The sequence below is a fragment of the Mesorhizobium sp. LSHC412B00 genome (genome assembly GCF_000503035.1).
Classification (GTDB): domain Bacteria; phylum Pseudomonadota; class Alphaproteobacteria; order Rhizobiales; family Rhizobiaceae; genus Mesorhizobium.
This window is the reverse complement of the sequence record NZ_AYWB01000010.1, coordinates 54,093-73,434: the sequence shown is the minus strand read 5'-3', so window position 1 is coordinate 73,434 and position 19,342 is coordinate 54,093. Positions and strand designations below refer to the sequence as shown.

Here is a 19,342-nt window from a genome sequence, read left to right as displayed (position 1 = left end):
ACGTTGGCGCGGGAGAAACGGCATGACAAATCCAGCCGAAGTGCTCTCCTTGCCGAAGCCCGCCTGGGCGGCGGACGAAGTCGGCATGCTCTACGACATGGCGCATCGCTTCATGTCGGAAGAGATCGCGCCGCGCTACGACGAGTTCGAGAAGAACGAGATGGTCGACCGCGAGAGCTGGCGCAAGGCAGGTTCCGCCGGCCTGCTCTGCGCCTCGATGCCGGAGGAATATGGCGGCTCCGGCGGCACCTTCGCGCATGAGAGCGCCATCATCGAGGCGATCGGCCATGTCGGCGTCGACGGTTTCGGCATCGGCCTGCACAATGCGATCGTTGCCCCTTACATCCTTCATTACGGCTCCGAGGAGCAGAAGAAGAAATGGCTGCCGAAGCTGGCAACCGGCGAACTGATCGGCGCCATCGCCATGACCGAGCCGGGCGCCGGCTCCGACCTGCAAGGCGTCAAGACGCGCGCCGAGAAGGACGGCAACCAGTACAAGATCAACGGCTCGAAAACCTTCATCACCAATGGCCAACTGGCCAATTTCATCATCGTCGTCACCAAGACCGATCCGGCCAAAGGCGCCAAGGGCACCTCGCTGATCGTCGTCGAGGCCGACGAGGCCGAAGGCTTCGAACGCGGCCGCAACCTCGACAAGATCGGCCTGAAGGCCAACGACACGTCGGAGCTGTTCTTCAATGATCTGCGCGTGCCGACCTCGAACCTGCTTGGCCACGAAGAGGGACAGGGCTTCATCCAGCTGATGCAGCAATTGCCGCAGGAGCGCCTGCAGATCGGCACCGGCGCGATCGCCATGATCGAGCGCGCGCTTGCTCTGACCATCGACTACGTCAAGGACCGCAAGGCCTTCGGCAAAGCGATCATCGAGTTCCAGAACACCCAGTTCAAGCTCGCCGAACTGAAGACCGAGGCCACCATCGGCCGCGTCTTCTACAATGATTGCGTCACCCGCCACATCAATGGCGGGCTGGATCCGGTGACGGCGTCGATGGCGAAATACTGGCTCTCGGACCTGCAGGGAAAAGTCGTCGACGAATGCCTTCAATTGCATGGCGGCTATGGCTACATGAATGAATATCCGATCGCCCGCATGTTCCGCGACGCCCGCGTCCAGCGCATCTACGGCGGCACCAACGAGATCATGAAATTGCTGATCGGCCGCTCTCTCTGAGAGCGACGTCGGCAAAGCAAGGAGCAAGCAAATGGCTGAAGCTTATGTCTATGACGCCGTGCGCACACCGCGCGGCAAGGGCAAGAAGGATGGCTCGCTGCACGAGGTGCCGGCGGTGCGGCTTGCGGCCAGGACGCTTGAAGCGTTGCGCGACCGCAACGGCCTCGACACTGCAAACGTCGACGACATCATCTTCGGCTGCGTCGATCCGGTCGGCGAAGCCGGCTCCGTCATTCCGCGTGCCGCCGCCTTCGAGGCCGGCTACGATAACAAGGCGCCGGGCATGCAGATCTCGCGCTTCTGCGCCTCAGGCCTCGACGCCATCAATTTCGGCGCCGCCAAGATCGCTCAAGGCGCCGACGAGATCGTCATTGCAGGCGGCGTGGAATCGATGTCGCGCGTCGGCATGGGCGCCTCGGGCGGCGCGTGGTTCATGGACCCGTCCGTCGGCCTGCCCGGCTGGTTCGTGCCGCAAGGCATTTCGGCCGACCTGATCGCCACCAAATACGGTTTTTCGCGCGACGACGTCGATGCCTATGCGGTCGAGAGCCAGAAGCGTGCGGGCAAGGCCTGGGCCGATGGCCGTTTCAAGAACTCCGTCATACCGATCAAGGACCAGAACGGCCTCACCATCCTCGATCATGACGAGCATATGCGGCCGTCGACCGACATGCAGTCGCTGGCCTCGCTCAACCCGTCCTTCGTCATGCCTGGCGAAATGGGCGGCTTCGACGCGGTCGCCGTGCAGAAGCATCCGGAAGTCGAAGAGGTCAACCACGTCCACCATGCCGGCAACTCGTCCGGCATCGTCGATGGTGCGGCCGCCGTACTGCTCGGCTCGAAGAAGGCCGGCAAGACGATGGGCCTGAAGCCACGCGCCCGCATCCGCGCCTTTGCCAACATCGGCTCCGAGCCGGTGCTGATGCTTACCGGTCCGGTCGACGTCACCGAGAAGCTTCTGAAGCGCGCCAAGATGAAGCTGTCGGATATCGACCTGTTCGAGCTCAACGAGGCCTTCGCCTCAGTGGTGCTGCGCTACATGCAGGCATTCGAAATCCCGCACGACAAGATCAACGTCAATGGCGGCGCCATCGCCATGGGCCATCCGCTCGGCGCCACCGGCGCGATGATCCTGGGCACGGTGCTGGACGAGCTCGAGCGCCGCGATTTGAACACCGCTCTGGTGACGCTCTGCATCGGCGCCGGCATGGGCACCGCAACGATTATCGAACGCGTCTGATTTTCGGCCGGAAGGAGAGAGACATGACTTATACAAACTTCACGGTCGACACCGACGCAGACGGCATCGCGCTGGTCACCTGGAACATGCCGGACCGCTCGATGAACGTCTTCACCGAAGAGGTGATGAACGAGCTCGAGAAGATCATCGACCATGTGGTGGCCGACGCCGCCATCAAGGGCGCGGTGATCACCTCGGGAAAGGACAGCTTCTCCGGCGGCGCCGACCTGACCATGCTGCAGAAGATGCTGGCCGTATTTGCCAAGGAGAAGACCAAGGACCCGGAGAAGGCGGCACAGCTTTTGTTCGACAATGCCGGCCGCATGGGTGGCTTGTGGCGCAAGCTCGAAACGTCGGGCAAGCCTTGGGTCTCGGCGATCAACGGCACCTGCATGGGTGGCGCGTTCGAGCTGTCGCTGGCCTGTCATGGCCGCGTTGCCGCTGACTCCGAAAAGGTCAAGATGGCCTTGCCGGAAGTCAAGGTCGGCATCTTCCCCGGCGCCGGTGGCACCCAACGCGTGCCGCGCCTGACCGACCAGCAGCAGGCGTTGCAGATGCTGACCACCGGCCAGACGCTGTCGCCGCAGAAAGCCAAGGCGATGGGGCTGATCCACGAGATCGCCGAACCCGGCAAGCTGATCGAGACCGCCAAGGCGATGATCAGGAACGGCCTGAAAGCCGTCCAGCCCTGGGACGAGAAGGGCTTCAAGGTGCCTGGCGGCCAAATCTATACGCCGGCCGGCTTCAATCTGTGGCCGCCGGCCATCGCCATCCTGCGCCGCGAGACCTACGGCAATTATCCGGCCGCCGCGGCGATCCTGAAATGCGTCTATGAAGGCCTGCTGGTGCCGTTCGACACCGGTCTGCGGATCGAACAGCGCTATTTCACCGAAATCATGCAGTCGAAGGAAGCAGCAGCGATGATCCGCTCGCTGTTCGTCTCGCTGCAGGAGCTCAACAAGGGCGCCCGCCGCCCGGCCGGCGTGCCGGAGACCAAGTTCAAGAAGATCGGTATTCTCGGCGCCGGCTTCATGGGCGCCGGCATCGCCTTTGTCACCGCCAAGGCTGGCATCCCGGTCGTCCTGCTCGACCGCGACATGGCGTCGGCCGAAAAGGGCAAGACGCATTCCGACAGCCTGATCTCCGATCAGGTCAAGAAGGGCCGCGTCAAGCCCGAGGAGAAGGACAGACTTCTGTCGCTGATCACGCCGTCGGCCGACTATGCCGATCTCGCCGGCTGCGATCTGGTGGTCGAGGCGGTGTTCGAGGATTCGGCCGTCAAGAAGGCTGCCACCGAGCAGGCCGAAGCCGTGCTGAAATCGTCGGCGATCTTCGCCTCCAACACCTCGACCATCCCGATCACCGCACTGGCCAAGAATTCGGCGCGGCCGAAGAATTTCGTCGGCATCCACTTCTTCTCGCCGGTCGACAAGATGATGCTGGTCGAGATCATTTTGGGCAAGAAGACCGGCGACAAGGCGCTGGCCACCGCGATCGATTTCGTGCGCGCCATCAAGAAGACGCCGATCGTCGTCAACGACACGCGCGGCTTCTACGTCAACCGCTGCGTGCTGCGCTACATGTCGGAAGCCTACAAGATGCTGATCGAAGGCGTTCCGGCGCCGATGATCGAGAACGCCGCCAAGGCCGCCGGCATGCCGGTCGGCCCCCTGGCCCTGACCGACGAGACGGCGATCGACCTTGCCCAGAAGATCATGAAGCAGACCATCAGGGACCTCGGCGACAAGGCCGTCGACCCCAGGCAGATGGCGTTGATCAACACGCTGGTCGACACCCATGGCCGCTTCGGCCGCAAAAACGGCAAGGGTTTTTACGACTATCCCGCCAAGCCCGCCAGGAAGAAGCTGTGGCCGGGCCTGAAGGATCTCTATCCGCAGCTGGAGGCCGAGAAGGTCGATTATGAGGAACTGCAGCAGCGCCTGCTGGTCACCATTGCGCTGGAAGCGGCCCGGGTGATGGAGGAAGGCATCGTCACCGATCCGCGCGAGGCCGATCTCGGGTCGATCCTCGCCTTTGGTTTCGCGCCATTCACCGGCGGCGCGCTGTCCTATATTGACGGCATCGGCGCCAGGGAGTTCGTCAGAATAGCCAAAGGCCTGCAGAAGAAATACGGCGCCGAGTTCAAGGCGCCAAAGCTGCTGCTCGACCTGGCCGAGAAGGGCGAGACCTTCTACCAGCGCTTCGATCCCTATGCGAAAGGCGAGGTGAAGAAGGCCGCTTGAGCTAGCGCCCCATGTACGTCTGGGGGCGCCTTGCGCGCATGATGGCCACGGCAAGGCGCCGTGGCCTTATGCGGTCGGTAGCGAAAGCCGACTGGCTTTTCGCTGCCTGCCGACCGAGATCGACTTCAACCTCCATCTCAACAACGCCCGCTACATGATGCTCGCCGACCTCGCGCATGACCCCGAAAATCGGAATCGATTTTCGGGGTCATGCGCCAAATCAAAATGCTACAGCGTCCTTGGCGCGTCCAACAGTACGCTTGCCCGCTCCGTTCAACCGTGACCGCCGACCTAGGCCGAGCGGGGTTTCATGAGCTCCGACCAGGGATTGCGCAGCCTTGCCAAGGCAGTTTGAGGCATCCATGACGACTTCGCCGCACACAGCTTTTTAGGGGATCGGCCGCGCGCCGGTGGACAATCGGATGACCGCGCGTTAGAAGGAAAAGGTATTTTTTCCTGTTTTGAGGAGAGCGAATTGCTCTCGCATGACCGAGTTTGGGCAGCCATCGACGCTCTCGCTGAGCGCTATTCGTTGTCGGCCTCCGGCCTGGCCCGGCGAGCCGGTCTGGACTCCACCGCTTTCAACAAATCGAAGCGGCTGTCCTCGGATGGACGGCCGCGCTGGCCGTCGACCGAATCGCTGGCGAAGATCATCGAGGCGACCGGCGCCTCGCTCGACGAATTCACCGGGCTGGTCGAAGGCCGTGCCAAGGCCGCTTCGGGCTCGGTAGCCGCGCAGCGTTCGGCGGTGCCGCTGCTCGGCTTTGCCCAGGCCGGCGCCGGCGGCTTCTTCGATGATGCCGGCTATCCCTCAGGCCAGGGCTGGGACCTTGTCGAGCTTCCGGCACGGGCGACCGAAACCTCTTATGCGTTGAAGGTGCAGGGCGATTCCATGCTGCCGCTGTACCGCAATGGCGATGTGCTGATCGTCGAGCCGGGCGCCGCTACCCGCAAGGGCGACCGCGTCGTCGTCAAGACCAATGCCGGCGAAGTCATGGCCAAGGTGCTCGACCGCCAGACGACGAAATCGATCGTGCTGATTTCGCTCAACCCCGACCACCCGGACCGCGACATCGCGATGCGCGATGTCGAATGGGTGGCGCGGATCGTCTGGGCAAGCCAGTAGGTCTCGCGGTGCGTCTGCTTCAAATCCTCATAGCCCTCCTGGCGATCCCGGTGATGGTCGCCATTGTCGTCGCCGGCGGTCGCGCGCTGCATCGCGAAAGCACCGCCATCACCGTCGACCAGATCGACCCGGACACCGAGGCCGTGCCCGAGGAGCCGGCGACGTCGGCGATCCCCGAGGTCCGGCCCGTCAAGCCTCCGATGCACTCGCCTCAGGTGCATTCGAGGGCGATCGATCCCGAGGCCATCGCTCCGCCGCCGCTGCCGGTAGAAGAACTTGAACGGGTTGAGCCACGCGCGCCGCTGAGCGACCTGGCGCTGGCCGGGCCGCCCAAGCCGCGTGGGCGCAGAGCGGTCGACGACTGGGGAGGAACAAAACTGTTCCAGCCGGTCGCGGCCGCCGCCGGCCTGATCGAAGCCAATGGTTATTCCGTGACGGTCTCCGGCATCGACATCGTCAGGCAAGACGAGACCTGCACCGAGGGCGGCAAGTCCTGGGCTTGCGGTATCAGGGCGCGCACCGCGTTCCGGTCTTTCCTGCGCGGCCGGGCCGTTGCCTGCAAGGTGCCGCCGGAGGCCGACCGTGCGCTGATCGCCGCCGAATGCCGCATCGGCAAGCTGGATGTCGGCCAGTGGCTGGTCGAAAACGGCTGGGCGCGCGCCACGGCAGCCGGCCCCTATGTCGAAGCGGGCGACAAGGCGCGCGCCGCCAAGAAGGGCGTCTTCGGCGCCGCGCCCGATCTTGGCGGCCTGCCACCGGCGCCAACGCCTGTTGTGGCACCGACGGCGTCGCAACCGATCCTCGATGCCCCGGCGATAGACACGCCGCCGGCCGGGACGGAAATTACGCCGCCAGCTGACCAGCCAGCGCCCGCTCAATGAGCGCGCGGGTTTCGGCGATGCCGTAGAGGGCTGCGAACGAACCGAAGCGCGGTCCGCGTTCCTGGCCGATCAGCACCTGGTAGATCATCTGGAAGAAAGCGCCCGAGACACCAGGGCCGCCGTCCGGGCTCTTCTTCGAATGGTCCTGATAGCGTTCGATCTTGCGCGCCACGTTGAGCGAAGCGTTCTGGATCGCTTCGCCGTCGGCGCCGGCCGGCAGGCCAGCAAGCGCGTTGCCAAGCGCTTCCAGCGCCACGCGTTCGACATCGTCGGCCGGCCGGAAGGTCTTCGTCGGCTTCACGAAATCGTCGAAGTAGCGGATGGCGAAACCGACCAGCTGGTCGAGTTCGGGATGCGTCGCTGGCGTCACGCCAGATGCATGGCGCGAGATGAAGCCCCACAGCACATCCTTGTTTTGCGCGTTGGAGGCGCTGACCAGGTTGAGCAGCAGCGAGAACGGCACCGGCATGTCGATGGAAGGCGGCTTGCCGTCATGCATGTGCCAGACCGGATTGCCCAGCCGCTCCTTCCAGTCCTGGCGCGGATAGGCGTTGAGGAAGGTGTAGTACTCGTCGACGGCGCGTGGGATGACGTCGAAATAGAGCTTTTTCGCCTGCCTTGGCCGCTGATACATATAGAGGCCGAGGCTTTCGGTCGGCGCGTAGCGCAGCCATTCGTCGATGGTCAGCCCGTTGCCCTTCGACTTCGAGATCTTCTGGCCGTTCTCGTCCAGGAACAGTTCGTAGACGAAATGCTCGGGCGCGCGCCCGCCGAGAATGTTGCAGATGCGGTCGTAGATCACCGCGTTCGTCTGGTGGTCCTTGCCGAACATTTCGAAATCGACGCCGAGCGCTGCCCAGCGCATGCCGAAATCCGGCTTCCACTGCAGCTTGACCTTCCCGCCGGTCACCGAAAGCGTGGTCTCGGTGCCCTCATCGTCGAAGGTGATGTTGCCGGCCTTGGCGTCGACATGCTTCATCGGCACGTAGAGCACGCGCCCGCTCTTCGGCGAGATCGGCAGGAACGGGCTGTAGGTTGCCTGCCGCTCCGGCCCCAGCGTCGGCAGCATCACCGCCATGATCTGCTCATAGCGCTCGGCGGCGCGCACCAGCATCGCATCGAAGCGGCCGGCCTTGTAGTACTGCGTGGCGCTGGCGAATTCGTAGTCGAAGCCGAACGTGTCGAGGAAGCGGCACAGCATCGCGTTGTTGTGGTCGGCAAAGCTCGCATAGTCGCCGCCGAACGGATTGGGCACCGACGACAGCGGCATATGCAGATAGGGCTCGAGCGCTGCGCGATCCGGCACATTGTCGGGAATCTTGCGCATGCCGTCCATGTCGTCGGAGAAGCAGAGCAGCTTGGTCTTGACCTTGTTCCCGGTCAGCACGTGAAAGGCATGGCGCACCATCGAGGTGCGCGCGACCTCGCCGAACGTGCCGATATGCGGCAGACCCGACGGACCGTAGCCGGTCTCGAACAGGACGGTCTCGGGAAAGTCGCCGCCTTTGTAGCGCTCGATGATCTTTTTGGCTTCCTCGAACGGCCAGGCCTTGCTTTCGGCGGCTGCCGCAAGCATTTCGGGGTTGAGATCGGCGATGTTTGATCCCGTCATGTCAAAGTTCCAGTCATGGCCGGCTTTCGCGGCTGGTAAGATTTTTCAACCGGGTCTCTAGGCGCGACAGGGCGGAGCGTCAACGATATCAGGCGTTTTCGTTGCGACGGCGCCGTGGCGTCCCTACCTTCGACCCTCACTATCAAGGAGTTTTGAATGCCGTTGCCGTCCACCCATGAAGCCCTGATCTACCTGATGGTCATCACCTCGGCTTCCGATCGCGACATGACCGATATCGAACTGGCGCGCATCGGCGACGTCGTCCGCAGCTGGCCGGTGTTCGAGGATTTCAAGCAGGACAGGCTGATCGCCATTGCGCAGGACTGCCAGAAGATGCTGCATGAAAAGGATGGGTTGGAAGGCGTGCTCGAGCGTGTCGCCGAGACTTTGCCCGAACGGCTGCACGACACCGCCTATGCCGCGGCCTTCGAGGTTGCCGCGGTCGATCTCGAAATGCGCATGGAGGAATTGCGGGTGCTGCAGTTGATCCGGCGTGAACTCGATCTCGACACGCTGACTGCCGCGGCCATCGCGCGCGGGGCGAAGGCCCGCCTGCGCACGCTGACCTGATCCAGCCCCTAGAGGAAGCTGACCGGGATCGGATCAGAAAAAGCTGACCGGGAACCGGATCAGAAGAAACTGACCGGGAACCGGATCAGAAGAAACTGACCGGGAACCGGATCAGAAGAAACGACCTGGAACCGGATCAGAAGAAACTGACCGGGAAATAGCGGAGGTAGAATTCGGCGAAGGTGCCTTTCACCGATATCTCCTGCAGCGCGTAGTCCATGGCTGCGGCCAGCGCTGGGTCGCTGGCCCGGGTGGCAATGGTCATGCCGGAGCCCAGATATTCCGGCGCGAGGTAGGGTCCACCGGCGAAGCGGCAGCAACCGGCGGCGTCCGTGCCGCCCAGCCAGAAGGAAAAGCGCATGCCGTCGCCGAAGGCGGCATCGATCTTGGCGCTCTTCAAGTCGCTGTAGAGGTCTTCCGGCCGTTGAAAGCGGATGATCTGCACGGTGCCGAAATAATCGCGCAGCATCTTTTCATGCGCCGAGCCGGCCAGCACGCCGACCCGCTTCGAGCGCAATTTGTCGAGGATCGGCTCGGCGAAGGCCTTGGTCTTCGGCATGATGAAGCGCGCCGGAAACTGTAGATAGGAGCGCGAAAAGCTGTACTTCGCCCGCGTCTCCGGCGTTGCGGCGATGCCGGCGATGATCGCCTCGCCTTCGCCCTTCTGCAACGCGTCGTCGAGTTCGGCCCAGGGCAGCGCCTGGATCTGGCATTTGTCGGGGATGTCGAGTTCGGCGCAAATCGCCCGCGCCAGGTCGATGTGGAAGCCGGACAGTCGGCCCGTGCCGTCGAGAAAATTGAAGGGCGGGAAATCGGTTGTGGTGAGGAACCTGAGCCTCGGCAGCGCCGCAAGGTCCGGCTTCGGCAGCCGCTCCTTGGCATCCCAAAGCACCGGCACCTGCGGTTCCGCTGCCCGCACAGCGCCGGCAAACGGCTGCACTCCGATCAGCATCGACAGCAAGGCGATGGTTATCCAGCGTGATGTCACAAAAAACTCCGCCCGTCTTGGCCGTTGGCTTGTGATACGAAAACGGCGCAGGCACAATTGTTTTTGATTTCAAAGGGCAAATTTCGGGTTATGCTTTGGCGAGGTTGCAAATAGCCGCACAGAGTCGGCCCGGGGTTGGCGGTCGCTGGCGTTAGAAAAGCTAAGGATGTGGCTTTGCAATCCGGGGTTGATGGCTAAGTGCGGGGCAGGCACGTAGCATCGGTCTCAAGAGCGGTAGGCAACATGGGGTAGATGTTGCGATGGGTTATTTTGACCGGACACTTGAATATATTGACCGGGTGCAGCGTGCCGACACGTCGGCTGCGGTGTGCGAGCAGCTACTTAGTGTCACCTCGAATTTCGGATTGACGGCCCTGATAGCCGCAACGGTGCCGCAGCCCGGTACACCAAGCAGCCAGACGAAGGACCATGTGCTGCTCTGCGATTGGCCTAGCGAATGGCTGGAGCGTTACTTATCGCGCAACTACGTCGACCACGATCCGGTCGTCAGCCATTTGAAGCAGTTTCGGGCGCCATTCCAATGGCGCGATGCCGTTCAAAGCATGCCCGCCGACAAGAGCAGCGCCGAGGTAATGCGCGACGCCCGCCAGTTCAAGCTGCGTGACGGCCTCGCCTTCCCGCTGATCACGCTCGAAGGCCAGATCGCGCTGGTCTCGCTGGGCGGTGAGGCGGTCGAACTGTCCGAAGCCGAATTCGCAATGGTCTCGCTGGCCTCCACCTATGCCATCGGCCGCGCCATGCAGCTTCAAACGACGGCCGGCAAATCTATCGATCACATTGAATTGACGCCGCGCGAGCGCGAATGCCTGCAATGGGCGGCGGTCGGAAAATCCGAGTGGGAGATTTCGCAGATCCTCGGCATCTCGGAGCATACCTCTGAGAAACACCTTCTCAACGCCAAGAGCAAACTAGGCGCCGCCAACCGTGTGCAGGCAGTCGCCGAAGCAGTCAGGCACGGCTATATCAGCTAGGCCGGTTCTGGCGGCCCGAAATTTATGGCCGCATTGTTGGCGTCATATCTTCAGAAAAGACCGGCCCCTGTCGTCCTCTTGAGACGGCTAATGCTTTCTTAACGCCAAAAGCAGACTCGGCGTCGCCAACAGGGTGCACGCCATCGCGGAGGCGTTTAGACGCAGCTATATTAGCCATGTCGGCTGTGGCAGCCTGGAAATCCTTGCCAACACCTTCGCGCAATTTTTTCGGGAAAGCCCGGCCGTATCTTCCTCTTAAGCCCAGGAGACGGCTAATGCTATTTTCCCTTACCACTCAACAACTGATGGAACGTCCCGACCTATGGGAGGCCGTCCATCGCCTGCGTTACAAGGTCTTCGTCGATGAGATGCGGTGGACCGATCTCGATCGCCCGGACGGCCTCGAAATCGATCAATTCGACCATGATGAGGCCGAACACCACCTTGTCATACGCAATGGCGAGCTTGCAGGCTATCATCGGATGCTGCCGACCACACGGCCGCATCTCCTTAGCGATGTGATGCCGGAACTCTGCGAGGGAAAGCGCCCTTCGGGACCGAATGTCTGGGAGCTAACCCGTTACGCGGTGGCGCCAGGCTTTCGCGATGGCAAGCGCGGCGTGTCTACGGTCGGCACCGAACTGATCGCCGGCTTCGTCGAATGGGGCCTTGCTCGCAATGTCGATCAGGTCATTATCGAGGTCGAGCCGGTGTGGGTGCTGCGGACGCTGCAGTTGCACTTCCTGGCGACGCCGCTCGGTTACCAGCGCACCTATGGCAACCAGCAGGTCGTCGCCACACTGCTGACCTTCAACGAGCATACGCTGGATGTCGTGCGTTCGCGCCGCAACCATCACGCCCCGGTGTTGGCCAGGGGCACCCCCCACATGCTCGGCATGCGGCAGGCGTCGTGAGACTGTCTTCACCCGACGCGCTTTAATGCATGTCGCTCAAAGTGGCCCCGGTTTTGAGAGAACGACATGCATGAAACAAAGACCTAAAGCGCGTCGCGTGAATCCGTTCAAATGCGATGCGCTTTAGACAATGGCCACAGAGCCCACCTCCGTGTGGGGGTGGGCTCTGTAATTTCAGCCTCTGCCTATCGAGGCCAGTCTCTACTTCTCGAGAAACGACGGCCCTTCGCCGACGATCTTCTTATCTTCCTTGCCGATGGCGTCGAGATCGCGCCCATCATAGGGCAGTGACAACAGGATGCGCCGCATGACGGCCAGCCGCGAGCGTCGCTTGTCATTGGCCCGCACGATGATCCAGGGCGCGAACTGTTTGTGCGTGCGCTCGACCATCTGGTCGCGCGCCTTGGTGTAGTCGTCCCATTTGGTAATGCCGGCAATATCGATCGGCGAGAACTTCCAGTTCTTCAGCGGAGACCAGCGGCGGTCGTGAAACCGTTCGAGCTGGGTTTCGCGGCCGATGTTGAGCCAGAATTTGAAGAAATAGATGCCGTCGTTGGAGATCATCCGCTCGAAATGCGGCGTCTCGTCGAGGAATTTTGCATGCTGTTCCGGTGTGCAGAAGCCCATCACCGGCTCGACGCCGCCGCGGTTGTACCAGGACCGGTCGAAGGTGACGAATTCGCCCGATGTCGGGAAATGGGCGACGTAGCGCTGGTAGTACCATTGCCCGACTTCGGTTGGGGTCGGCTTGGTCAGCGCCACGTTGCGCGCGGTTCGAGGGTTGAGATACTGGCGCAGCACCGAGATGGTGCCGCCCTTGCCGGCGGCATCGCGCCCCTCGAACAGCGACATCAGTCTGCTGCCGGTCGCCTGCAGCCAGGCCTGCGCCTTGACCAGTTCGATCTGCAGCCGCTCCAGCGTCTCGTCATACTCCTCGGTCTTCATTTTCTTGTCGTAGGGGTAGTCGCCTGCCGTCAGTTTGTGGTCCTCGATCCAGCTGGGAAGCTCAGGGTTTTCGATGTCGAACTCCCGCTCCTTGCCGTCCACCTTGATCTTCAGCGGCCCCTTTGCCGGCTCTGCGGCGGGACTTTCCTTGGCTTTTTTCATCGAGACGAACCTTTCCAGCTTGCGGACTCATGCTATGGGGGGCCTCAAACCCGGTCCAGCGGAAGTTTCGGCGAGACCGGCACAGAAGCACGGAAAGCACGAATGGCTGACACCGGCGCAGAGCGGACAACCACGGGGCAAGCCGTCGCCGGCCGGCTGTGGAACAGCCGATGGCTGCTTGCCGCCGGTGCGATCGCCATCATGGCCGTTTATGGGTTTGCCGGTATCTCCGCCTATGTGGTCCTGGCTGCGTTGACGGTGCTGCTGGCCGCCGCGCTTCTGCCAACCGGTGGCGCCAGCCGGTCCGCTGAGACCATTGCCACGATCGAGGCGAGTGGGCTGCAGCGGCTTTCCGGGGAATATCTTGCGGCTGCCGTTGCCGATCCGCTGATCATCTTCGACCGCACCGCCACCATCGTCCACGCCAATGCCGCCGCCTTTGCCGCCTTTGTCGGTATCGCGCCCGGCCTGTCGCTGTCGCTAAAATTCCGCGCGCCGGAAATGCAGGCCTTGCTGGACGGCGTGCTGTCGGGAACCGTTGCCTCCGATGCCGTCGACTACACCGAGAAGCTGCCGGTGGAACGGGCCTACCGGGTCAGCGCGTCCTCGGTCGGCCACGCCACCGATCTCTATGTGCTGGTATTCAAGGACCAGAGTGAGACGCGCCGCATCGACCGCATGCGCGCTGACTTCATAGCCAATGCCAGCCACGAGTTGCGCACCCCGCTTGCTTCAATCTCGGGCTTCATCGAGACGTTGCGCGGCCCGGCCCGCAACGATCCGGCGGCGCGCGAGCAGTTCCTGCAGATCATGCAGAACCAGACCGGCCGCATGGCGCGCCTCATCGACGATCTCCTGTCGCTGTCGAGGCTTGAAATGAAGCCTTACCTGAGGCCGGGAACCGAGGTCGATCTGCGCCAGACCATCGACAGCGTCATCGATTCACTAGGCCCGCTCGCCAGCGAGAACGGCGTCGTCATCGAACGCGACTACGCCGAGGGGCCGCTCGACGTGCCCGGAGACCGCGACGAGCTGTTCCAGGTGTTCGAGAATCTCTTGGAAAACGCCTGCAAATACGGCCAGCCTGGCGGACGCGTCACGGTGTCGATCGCGCGGGGCGAGGCCGGCCCGGAACCGGGCATCGATGTAACCATCAGGGACTACGGCCCGGGCATCCCGGAAGAGCACATACCGCGCATTACCGAGCGCTTCTATCGCGTCGACGTGGAGAGCAGCCGCACGCAGAAAGGCACCGGTCTTGGCCTGTCCATCGTCAAGCATATTCTGACGCGCCACAACGCCCGGCTTTCGATCAAGTCGGAGGTTGGCAAGGGCGCGGCGTTCACGGTCCATTTGCCGGCAGGCTGAGGCGGTACTATCTGCTAACTGCCTGTTTCTTCTTTCTGTCATCCGGCTAGCGTATCAGCACAGGGGTCGAGGAAACGACTCAAAAGGCCAAAGATTTAAGGAAGGCATTTCGCCCATGCAGTCCGTACACATTGTCAGCGCCTATGACGAAGAGCTGAAATACCTGGCGAAGCGCATCGCTGCGATGGGCGGCCATGCCGAGCGCATGGTCGAGCAGGCGATCCAGGCGCTGGTCAATGCCGATCCCGGCCTCGCCCAGAAGGTCATTCGTGACGACATCGTGCTTGACGATGGCCAGCGCGAAATCGACGACAAAGCCATCGTCATCATCGCCAAGCGCCAGCCCATGGCGACGGATCTGCGCGAGATCGTCGGCGCCATCCGCATTTCGGCCGACCTCGAACGGGTCGGTGACCTCGCCAAGAACGTCGCCAAGCGTGTGGTCAGCGTCATTGACGGCCGCCAGCCGACCAGCCTGTTTCGCGGCCTCGAGGCGCTGGCCGAACTCGCTTTGACCCAGCTCAAGGAAGTGCTCGACGTCTATGCCTCGCGCTCGGTCGAGAAAATAGGCTTCGTTCGCGACCGCGACGACCAGATCGACGCCATGTACACCTCGCTGTTTCGCGAGCTTTTGACCTACATGATGGAAGATCCGCGCAACATCACGCCGTGCACGCATCTGCTGTTTTGCGCCAAGAACATCGAGCGCATCGGCGACCACGCCACCAACATTGCCGAGACGATCTACTACATCGTCACCGGCGAGCAGTTGCCGGCCGAGCGTCCAAAGGGCGACAAGACCGACAAGGTTGCCCTGCCGGCGCTGCCGGTGAAGTGATCGCGCGCCCCTCGAACGCGTAATCATATTGCGCTAAACTGCCCGGATGTTAGCGTCTCGGTTCCTGGCCAAGGCCAGGCGCTCAGGAGGCTGCGATGGAATATGTCCGAGAGTTCAAGCCGGCGCCGGCATCGTCCGGCATCATCGCGTCGAGCGTCTACACCGCCGGCAAGCGCATCGCCGACATTCCGATCGAGGAAGCCGGTGAATGGGCCAAGAAGTCGGGCCATGTCGTCTGGATCGGGCTGCTCGAACCCGACCGCGAGCTTCTGCTGCGCGTCAAGGCGCAATTCCATTTGCATGAGCTGGCGATTGAAGACGCCGAACATCCGCACCAGCGGCCGAAGATCGAGCAATATGGCGATGCGCTGTTCATCGTTGCCCGCACTGCACAGCTGATCGACGGACGCGTCACCTTCGGCGAGACGCATCTGTTCGTCGGCTCAGGCTATATCGTCAGCGTCAGGCATGGTCCCTCGACCTCATACGCCGCCGTGCGCCAGCACTGGGAAAGCTGTCCGCACTCACTGGCCAAGGGCGAGGATTTCGTCCTCTACGCCATCCTCGACTTCATCGTCGACAACTACATGCCGGTGCTCGAGCAGATCGAGGACGAGGTCGAGGCGATCGAGGACAGGGTGCTGCTGAAGCCGATGACCGGTCCCGACATCGAGCGGCTCTATATGCTGCGCCGCGATCTGTTGCGCCTGCGCAATGCGGCGCTGCCGCTGGTCGAGGTCTGCCGCCGGCTGACCAGCGCCGACCTGCCGCAGATCCATACCGCCATGCATCCGCTGTTTCGCGATGTCACCGATCATATCCGCACCGTGCAGGAAAAGATCGACAGCCTGCGCGAGGTTCTGGCCTTCGCTTTCGAAGCCAGCCTGCTGGTCGGCCAGAGCCAGGAAACCGCGAACACCAAGAAGCTGGCCTCATGGGCCGCGATCCTGGCGGTGCCGACGGCGCTCGCCGGCATTTACGGCATGAATTTCGACGACATGCCGGAGCTGAAGATGCAATACGGCTATCCCGTCGTATTGGTCTCGATCGCGCTGATCTGCTCGTTTTTGTATTGGCGATTTCGGAAGAGTGGGTGGCTGTGATGGTAGGCAGTAGGCAGTAGGCAGTAGGCAGTAGGCAGAATAAGGTAGCGCCTCACGAGCGCTACCCCATTCCCTACTGCCCAGTCCCCAATCCCTATTCCTAACTACCGGCTTCTGCGCCGCTCTGAAGCCGGCTGGAACGCCACCCTTGCGTGGTACTTGCAGTAAGGTCCGGTTTCAGCCGCCTCGTTGCCGCAGAAGTTGAAGTCTTCCGACAGCGGGTCGCCATTCGGCCATTTGCAGGTGCGCTCGGTGAGATCGGTGAGCTGCAGATGCCGCGAGATCGGCACGACGACGTTTTCGACCGGGCGGATGTAGTGGCGCGCCACTGGCTCGGCGTCGAACTGCGCTTGCAGCGCGTTCGCCCCGATCGACGTCGTGACATGGCGCTGCGTGGTTGCGGCGCGAGGCACCGATTTCTGGATCGAAGATCCCTGCGTTGTCTTCTTCTGACGCGCCGGCGTCGCGGTCGAGCGTCCGCGGCCCGACAGCTTCAGCCGGTGCACCTTGCCGATGACCGCGTTGCGGCTGACCCCGCCGAGTTGTGCGGCGATCTGGCTTGCGCTCAAGCCCTCCGACCACAGTTTCCTGAGAAGTTCGACCCGCTCGTCAGTCCAGTTCATGAGACCGCGCTCCTGCTAAGTGTGCGGCAGCCGGAATCCATTCCCGACCCGGCAATCTTTGCCGGGGCAGACACCACATATATTAGGTGATTAGGTCCGCCGCACGAAATCTAGTTATTTCCCGACTACAATTACCTCATGTGTTGACTCGGTGACAAGAGTCCCAGGTGCAACACGAATCGGTTTTTTAGGTTTTCCCCAACTTGCCCGGTCGCTTATGAGCCGGCGTCTCGTCGGGAGCTTGCCGCGCGCCTCTGCGCGACGTTTTCGTTGACTTCATGGCCGAAAAACACGATAAGCCGCAAAGGCCGCCGCTTTGGCGGCTTTTTTGATTTTTCCGGTACCGGAGACGCATATAATGAGCGGTTCGGCGCTTTACGAGACCTTTGCCCGCGCCCCTTTGGCCTTCGACCATGGCGAAGGCACCTGGCTGGTTACCGACAAGGGCGAGCGATATCTCGATTTCGCTGGCGGCATCGCGGTCAATTCGTTGGGCCACAGCCATCCGCATCTGGTCTCGGCGCTGACCGAACAGGCGGCCAAGCTCTGGCACGTCTCCAATCTCTACGAGATCCCGGGGCAGGCCCGGCTCGGCGAGCGGCTGGCTGACGCCACCTTCGCCGACAAGGTGTTCTTCACCAATTCCGGCGCCGAGGCGCTCGAATGCGCGATCAAGACGGCGCGGCGCTACCAGTTCGTCAAGGGCCATCCCGAGCGCTTCCGGGTCATTACCTTCGAAGGCGCCTTCCACGGCCGCACGCTGGCGACCATCGCCGCCGGCGGCCAGTACAAATATCTCGAAGGCTTCGGCCCCAAGGTCGAAGGCTTCGACCAGGTCGGCTTCGACGACATCGACGCCGCCGAGAAGGCGATCACACCAGAGACCGCCGCGATCCTGATCGAACCGGTACAGGGCGAGGGCGGCATCCGCCCGGTGCCGACGCAATCCTTGAAGCGGCTGCGGCAGCTCTGCGACCAGCATGGCCTGCTGCTGATCTTCGATGAGGTCCAGTGCGGTATCGGTCGCACCGGAAAGCTGTTCGCGCATGAATGGACCGGCGTGACGCCAGACATCATGGCGATTGCCAAGGGCATTGGCGGCGGCTTCCCGATGGGCGCGTGCCTCGCCACCGACGACGCTGTCGTCGGCATGACGGCAGGCGTGCATGGCACCACTTTCGGCGGCAATCCGCTGGCCATGGCGGTCGGCAACGCTGTGCTCGACGTCGTGCTGGAAGACGGCTTCCTTGAAGACGTCCAGCGCAAGGCATTGCTGATGAAGCAGGGCCTGGCGGCGGTCGCCGACGAATTTCCCGATGTCATCGAAGGCATCAGGGGCAGCGGCCTGATGCTTGGCCTGAAATGCGCCATGCCCAACACCAAGGTCAACATGGCGCTGCGCGACCAGCATCTGCTGGCGGTGCCGGCAGGCGACAACGTCATTCGTCTGCTGCCGCCGCTGACCGTCACCGACGCCGAGATCGGCGAAGCGCTCGATCGCATCCGCGCCGGCGCCAAGGGCCTGACCGACGCCATCGCCGCGGCCGCCGCGAAGTAATCCCGAGAACCATTCCCGATGAGCCTTCGCCATTTCACCGATCTTTCCGCCGTTTCCGAAGGCGATCTGCGCCTGATGCTGGACGATGCGGTGGTGCGCAAGGCGCGCCTCAAGGCCGGCGAACGGACCAAACCGCTCGAAGGCAAGGTGCTGGCCATGATCTTCGACAAGCCGTCGACGCGCACGCGCGTGTCCTTCGACGTTGGCATGCGACAGCTCGGCGGCGAGACCATCATGCTGACCGGCACCGAAATGCAGCTCGGCCGCTCCGAGACCATTGCCGACACCGCCAAGGTGCTGTCGCGCTATGTCGACGCCATCATGATCCGCACCACGTCGCATGAGCGGCTGCTCGAGCTGACCGAGAATGCCACGATTCCGGTCATCAACGGGCTGACCGACGACACCCATCCCTGTCAGCTGATGGCCGACATCATGACCTTCGAGGAGCATCGCGGTCCGGTTGCCGGCAAGACCATCGCCTGGACCGGCGACGGCAACAACGTGCTGCATTCGCTGCTCGAGGCCTCGGCGCGGTTCCGCTTCAACCTCAATGTCGCCGTGCCGGAAGGCAGCGAGCCGGCGCAGAAGCACATTGACTGGTCGAAGAGCAATGGCGGCAAGCTGCACTTCACCCGCTCGCCCGAAGAGGCCGTCGACGAGGCCGACTGCATCGTCACCGACTGCTGGGTGTCGATGGGCCAGGAACACCGCGCCCGCGGCCATAATGTCTTCTCGCCCTATCAGGTCAATGCGGCGCTGATGGCCAGGGCCAAGCCCGACGCCCTGTTCATGCACTGCCTGCCGGCGCACCGCGGCGAGGAAGTGACCGACGAGGTCATCGACGGTCCGCATTCGGTGGTCTTCGACGAAGCCGAGAACCGGCTCCACGCCCAGAAGGCGGTTTTGGCCTGGTGTCTGGGCGCTTGATCTCCAAGCGCTTGATCCGGGGCGGCGCGATGCCTATTTGCGCCCCATCACGCAAAT

17 protein-coding genes and 1 pseudogene are annotated in these 19,342 nt (G+C 62.7%); 14 read left to right on the top strand and 4 right to left on the bottom strand.

Annotation, left to right across the window (positions count from 1 at the left end):
* Window positions 1-22: 22 nt before the first annotated feature.
* From X757_RS145945 to X757_RS145965, 6 genes and pseudogenes are all read left to right on the top strand, one after another.
* Window positions 23-1,192, top strand: a complete 1,170-nt coding sequence (locus X757_RS145945; protein ID WP_023681961.1) for an acyl-CoA dehydrogenase family protein — start codon at window positions 23-25, stop codon at window positions 1,190-1,192.
* Window positions 1,193-1,223: 31 nt separating this feature from the next.
* Window positions 1,224-2,432, top strand: coding sequence for an acetyl-CoA C-acetyltransferase (locus tag X757_RS145950; protein ID WP_023669613.1), 1,209 nt, complete (start codon window positions 1,224-1,226; stop codon window positions 2,430-2,432).
* Between the two features lie 23 nt (window positions 2,433-2,455).
* Window positions 2,456-4,675: a 3-hydroxyacyl-CoA dehydrogenase NAD-binding domain-containing protein gene (locus X757_RS145955; protein WP_023726836.1), complete on the top strand. Its 2,220-nt coding sequence runs from the start codon at window positions 2,456-2,458 to the stop codon at window positions 4,673-4,675.
* Between the two features lie 11 nt (window positions 4,676-4,686).
* Window positions 4,687-4,847 (top strand): annotated as a pseudogene (locus tag X757_RS1000000169735) (thioesterase); the annotation flags it as partial.
* A 303-nt stretch (window positions 4,848-5,150) separates the two neighbouring features.
* Window positions 5,151-5,801, top strand: coding sequence for a helix-turn-helix transcriptional regulator (locus tag X757_RS145960; RefSeq protein WP_023681959.1), 651 nt, complete (start codon window positions 5,151-5,153; stop codon window positions 5,799-5,801).
* 8 nt (window positions 5,802-5,809) lie between these two features.
* Window positions 5,810-6,682 carry a thermonuclease family protein gene (locus tag X757_RS145965; protein WP_023681958.1) on the top strand — a complete coding sequence of 291 codons (873 nt, stop codon included), beginning with the start codon at window positions 5,810-5,812 and terminating at the stop codon, window positions 6,680-6,682.
* Here the strand turns inward: X757_RS145965 and X757_RS145970 are convergent.
* A complete protein-coding gene (locus X757_RS145970) occupies window positions 6,645-8,294 on the bottom strand; it encodes a lysine--tRNA ligase (RefSeq protein ID WP_023726835.1) in 1,650 nt (549 codons plus the stop codon). The two genes, X757_RS145965 and X757_RS145970, sit on opposite strands and share 38 nt — an antisense overlap.
* Before the next feature lie 156 nt (window positions 8,295-8,450).
* On the opposite strand from X757_RS145970, the gene X757_RS145975 reads away from it, so the two are divergent.
* A complete protein-coding gene (locus tag X757_RS145975; protein ID WP_023688697.1) occupies window positions 8,451-8,864 on the top strand; it encodes a tellurite resistance TerB family protein in 414 nt (137 codons plus the stop codon).
* Between the two features lie 136 nt (window positions 8,865-9,000).
* On the opposite strand, the gene X757_RS145980 is transcribed toward X757_RS145975, so the two are convergent.
* Window positions 9,001-9,816, bottom strand: a complete 816-nt coding sequence (locus X757_RS145980) for a transporter substrate-binding domain-containing protein (protein ID WP_050593952.1) — start codon at window positions 9,814-9,816, stop codon at window positions 9,001-9,003.
* 296 nt (window positions 9,817-10,112) lie between these two features.
* Between X757_RS145980 and X757_RS145985 the strand changes: the two genes are divergently transcribed.
* Together X757_RS145985 and X757_RS145990 are read left to right on the top strand one after the other, a co-directional pair.
* On the top strand, window positions 10,113-10,844 hold the full coding sequence (locus X757_RS145985) for a LuxR family transcriptional regulator (protein WP_023669621.1): 732 nt from the start codon (window positions 10,113-10,115) through the stop codon (window positions 10,842-10,844).
* A 275-nt stretch (window positions 10,845-11,119) separates the two neighbouring features.
* Window positions 11,120-11,758, top strand: a complete 639-nt coding sequence (locus tag X757_RS145990; protein WP_023681954.1) for an acyl-homoserine-lactone synthase — start codon at window positions 11,120-11,122, stop codon at window positions 11,756-11,758.
* Window positions 11,759-11,959: 201 nt separating this feature from the next.
* Here the strand turns inward: X757_RS145990 and ppk2 are convergent, their stop codons facing one another.
* A complete protein-coding gene (ppk2, locus tag X757_RS145995) occupies window positions 11,960-12,865 on the bottom strand; it encodes a polyphosphate kinase 2 (RefSeq protein ID WP_023726833.1) in 906 nt (301 codons plus the stop codon).
* 102 nt (window positions 12,866-12,967) lie between these two features.
* Here ppk2 and X757_RS146000 point away from each other — a divergent pair, with 102 nt between their 5' ends.
* The 3 genes from X757_RS146000 to X757_RS146010 all read left to right on the top strand — a co-directional run bounded on the left by X757_RS146000 (window position 12,968) and on the right by X757_RS146010 (window position 16,174).
* Window positions 12,968-14,233: an ATP-binding protein gene (locus tag X757_RS146000; protein WP_023726832.1), complete on the top strand. Its 1,266-nt coding sequence runs from the start codon at window positions 12,968-12,970 to the stop codon at window positions 14,231-14,233.
* A gap of 115 nt (window positions 14,234-14,348) precedes the next feature.
* On the top strand, window positions 14,349-15,071 hold the full coding sequence (phoU, locus tag X757_RS146005; RefSeq protein WP_023692535.1) for a phosphate signaling complex protein PhoU: 723 nt from the start codon (window positions 14,349-14,351) through the stop codon (window positions 15,069-15,071).
* A 95-nt stretch (window positions 15,072-15,166) separates the two neighbouring features.
* The gene (locus tag X757_RS146010; protein ID WP_023669626.1) at window positions 15,167-16,174 is read left to right on the top strand and encodes a magnesium and cobalt transport protein CorA; all 1,008 of its coding nucleotides are present in this window, start codon (window positions 15,167-15,169) and stop codon (window positions 16,172-16,174) included.
* A gap of 104 nt (window positions 16,175-16,278) precedes the next feature.
* On the opposite strand, the gene X757_RS146015 is transcribed toward X757_RS146010, so the two are convergent.
* A complete protein-coding gene (locus tag X757_RS146015) occupies window positions 16,279-16,797 on the bottom strand; it encodes a GcrA family cell cycle regulator (RefSeq protein WP_023669627.1) in 519 nt (172 codons plus the stop codon).
* A 358-nt stretch (window positions 16,798-17,155) separates the two neighbouring features.
* Here X757_RS146015 and X757_RS146020 point away from each other — a divergent pair, with 358 nt between their 5' ends.
* Window positions 17,156-18,355, top strand: coding sequence for an aspartate aminotransferase family protein (locus tag X757_RS146020; RefSeq protein ID WP_023681950.1), 1,200 nt, complete (start codon window positions 17,156-17,158; stop codon window positions 18,353-18,355).
* An 18-nt stretch (window positions 18,356-18,373) separates the two neighbouring features.
* Window positions 18,374-19,285 carry an ornithine carbamoyltransferase gene (argF, locus tag X757_RS146025; RefSeq protein WP_023726831.1) on the top strand — a complete coding sequence of 304 codons (912 nt, stop codon included), beginning with the start codon at window positions 18,374-18,376 and terminating at the stop codon, window positions 19,283-19,285.
* Window positions 19,286-19,342: the final 57 nt, after the last annotated feature.

Excerpts from the sequence above, each read along its gene's own strand:
- X757_RS146010 (WP_023669626.1), top strand. The coding sequence starts at position 15,167 with ATGGAATATGTCCGAGAGTTCAAGCCGGCGCCGGCATCGTCCGGCATC.
- phoU (WP_023692535.1), top strand. The coding sequence starts at position 14,349 with ATGCAGTCCGTACACATTGTCAGCGCCTATGACGAAGAGCTGAAATAC.
- argF (WP_023726831.1), top strand. The coding sequence starts at position 18,374 with ATGAGCCTTCGCCATTTCACCGATCTTTCCGCCGTTTCCGAAGGCGAT.
- X757_RS145955 (WP_023726836.1), top strand. The coding sequence starts at position 2,456 with ATGACTTATACAAACTTCACGGTCGACACCGACGCAGACGGCATCGCG.
- X757_RS145980 (WP_050593952.1), bottom strand. The coding sequence starts at position 9,816 with ATGCTGATCGGAGTGCAGCCGTTTGCCGGCGCTGTGCGGGCAGCGGAA.
- X757_RS146015 (WP_023669627.1), bottom strand. The coding sequence starts at position 16,797 with ATGAACTGGACTGACGAGCGGGTCGAACTTCTCAGGAAACTGTGGTCG.
- X757_RS145950 (WP_023669613.1), top strand. The coding sequence starts at position 1,224 with ATGGCTGAAGCTTATGTCTATGACGCCGTGCGCACACCGCGCGGCAAG.
- X757_RS145975 (WP_023688697.1), top strand. The coding sequence starts at position 8,451 with ATGCCGTTGCCGTCCACCCATGAAGCCCTGATCTACCTGATGGTCATC.
- ppk2 (WP_023726833.1), bottom strand. The coding sequence starts at position 12,865 with ATGAAAAAAGCCAAGGAAAGTCCCGCCGCAGAGCCGGCAAAGGGGCCG.
- X757_RS145990 (WP_023681954.1), top strand. The coding sequence starts at position 11,120 with ATGCTATTTTCCCTTACCACTCAACAACTGATGGAACGTCCCGACCTA.
- X757_RS145985 (WP_023669621.1), top strand. The coding sequence starts at position 10,113 with ATGGGTTATTTTGACCGGACACTTGAATATATTGACCGGGTGCAGCGT.
- X757_RS145945 (WP_023681961.1), top strand. The coding sequence starts at position 23 with ATGACAAATCCAGCCGAAGTGCTCTCCTTGCCGAAGCCCGCCTGGGCG.
- X757_RS145970 (WP_023726835.1), bottom strand. The coding sequence starts at position 8,294 with ATGACGGGATCAAACATCGCCGATCTCAACCCCGAAATGCTTGCGGCA.
- X757_RS146000 (WP_023726832.1), top strand. The coding sequence starts at position 12,968 with ATGGCTGACACCGGCGCAGAGCGGACAACCACGGGGCAAGCCGTCGCC.
- X757_RS146020 (WP_023681950.1), top strand. The coding sequence starts at position 17,156 with ATGAGCGGTTCGGCGCTTTACGAGACCTTTGCCCGCGCCCCTTTGGCC.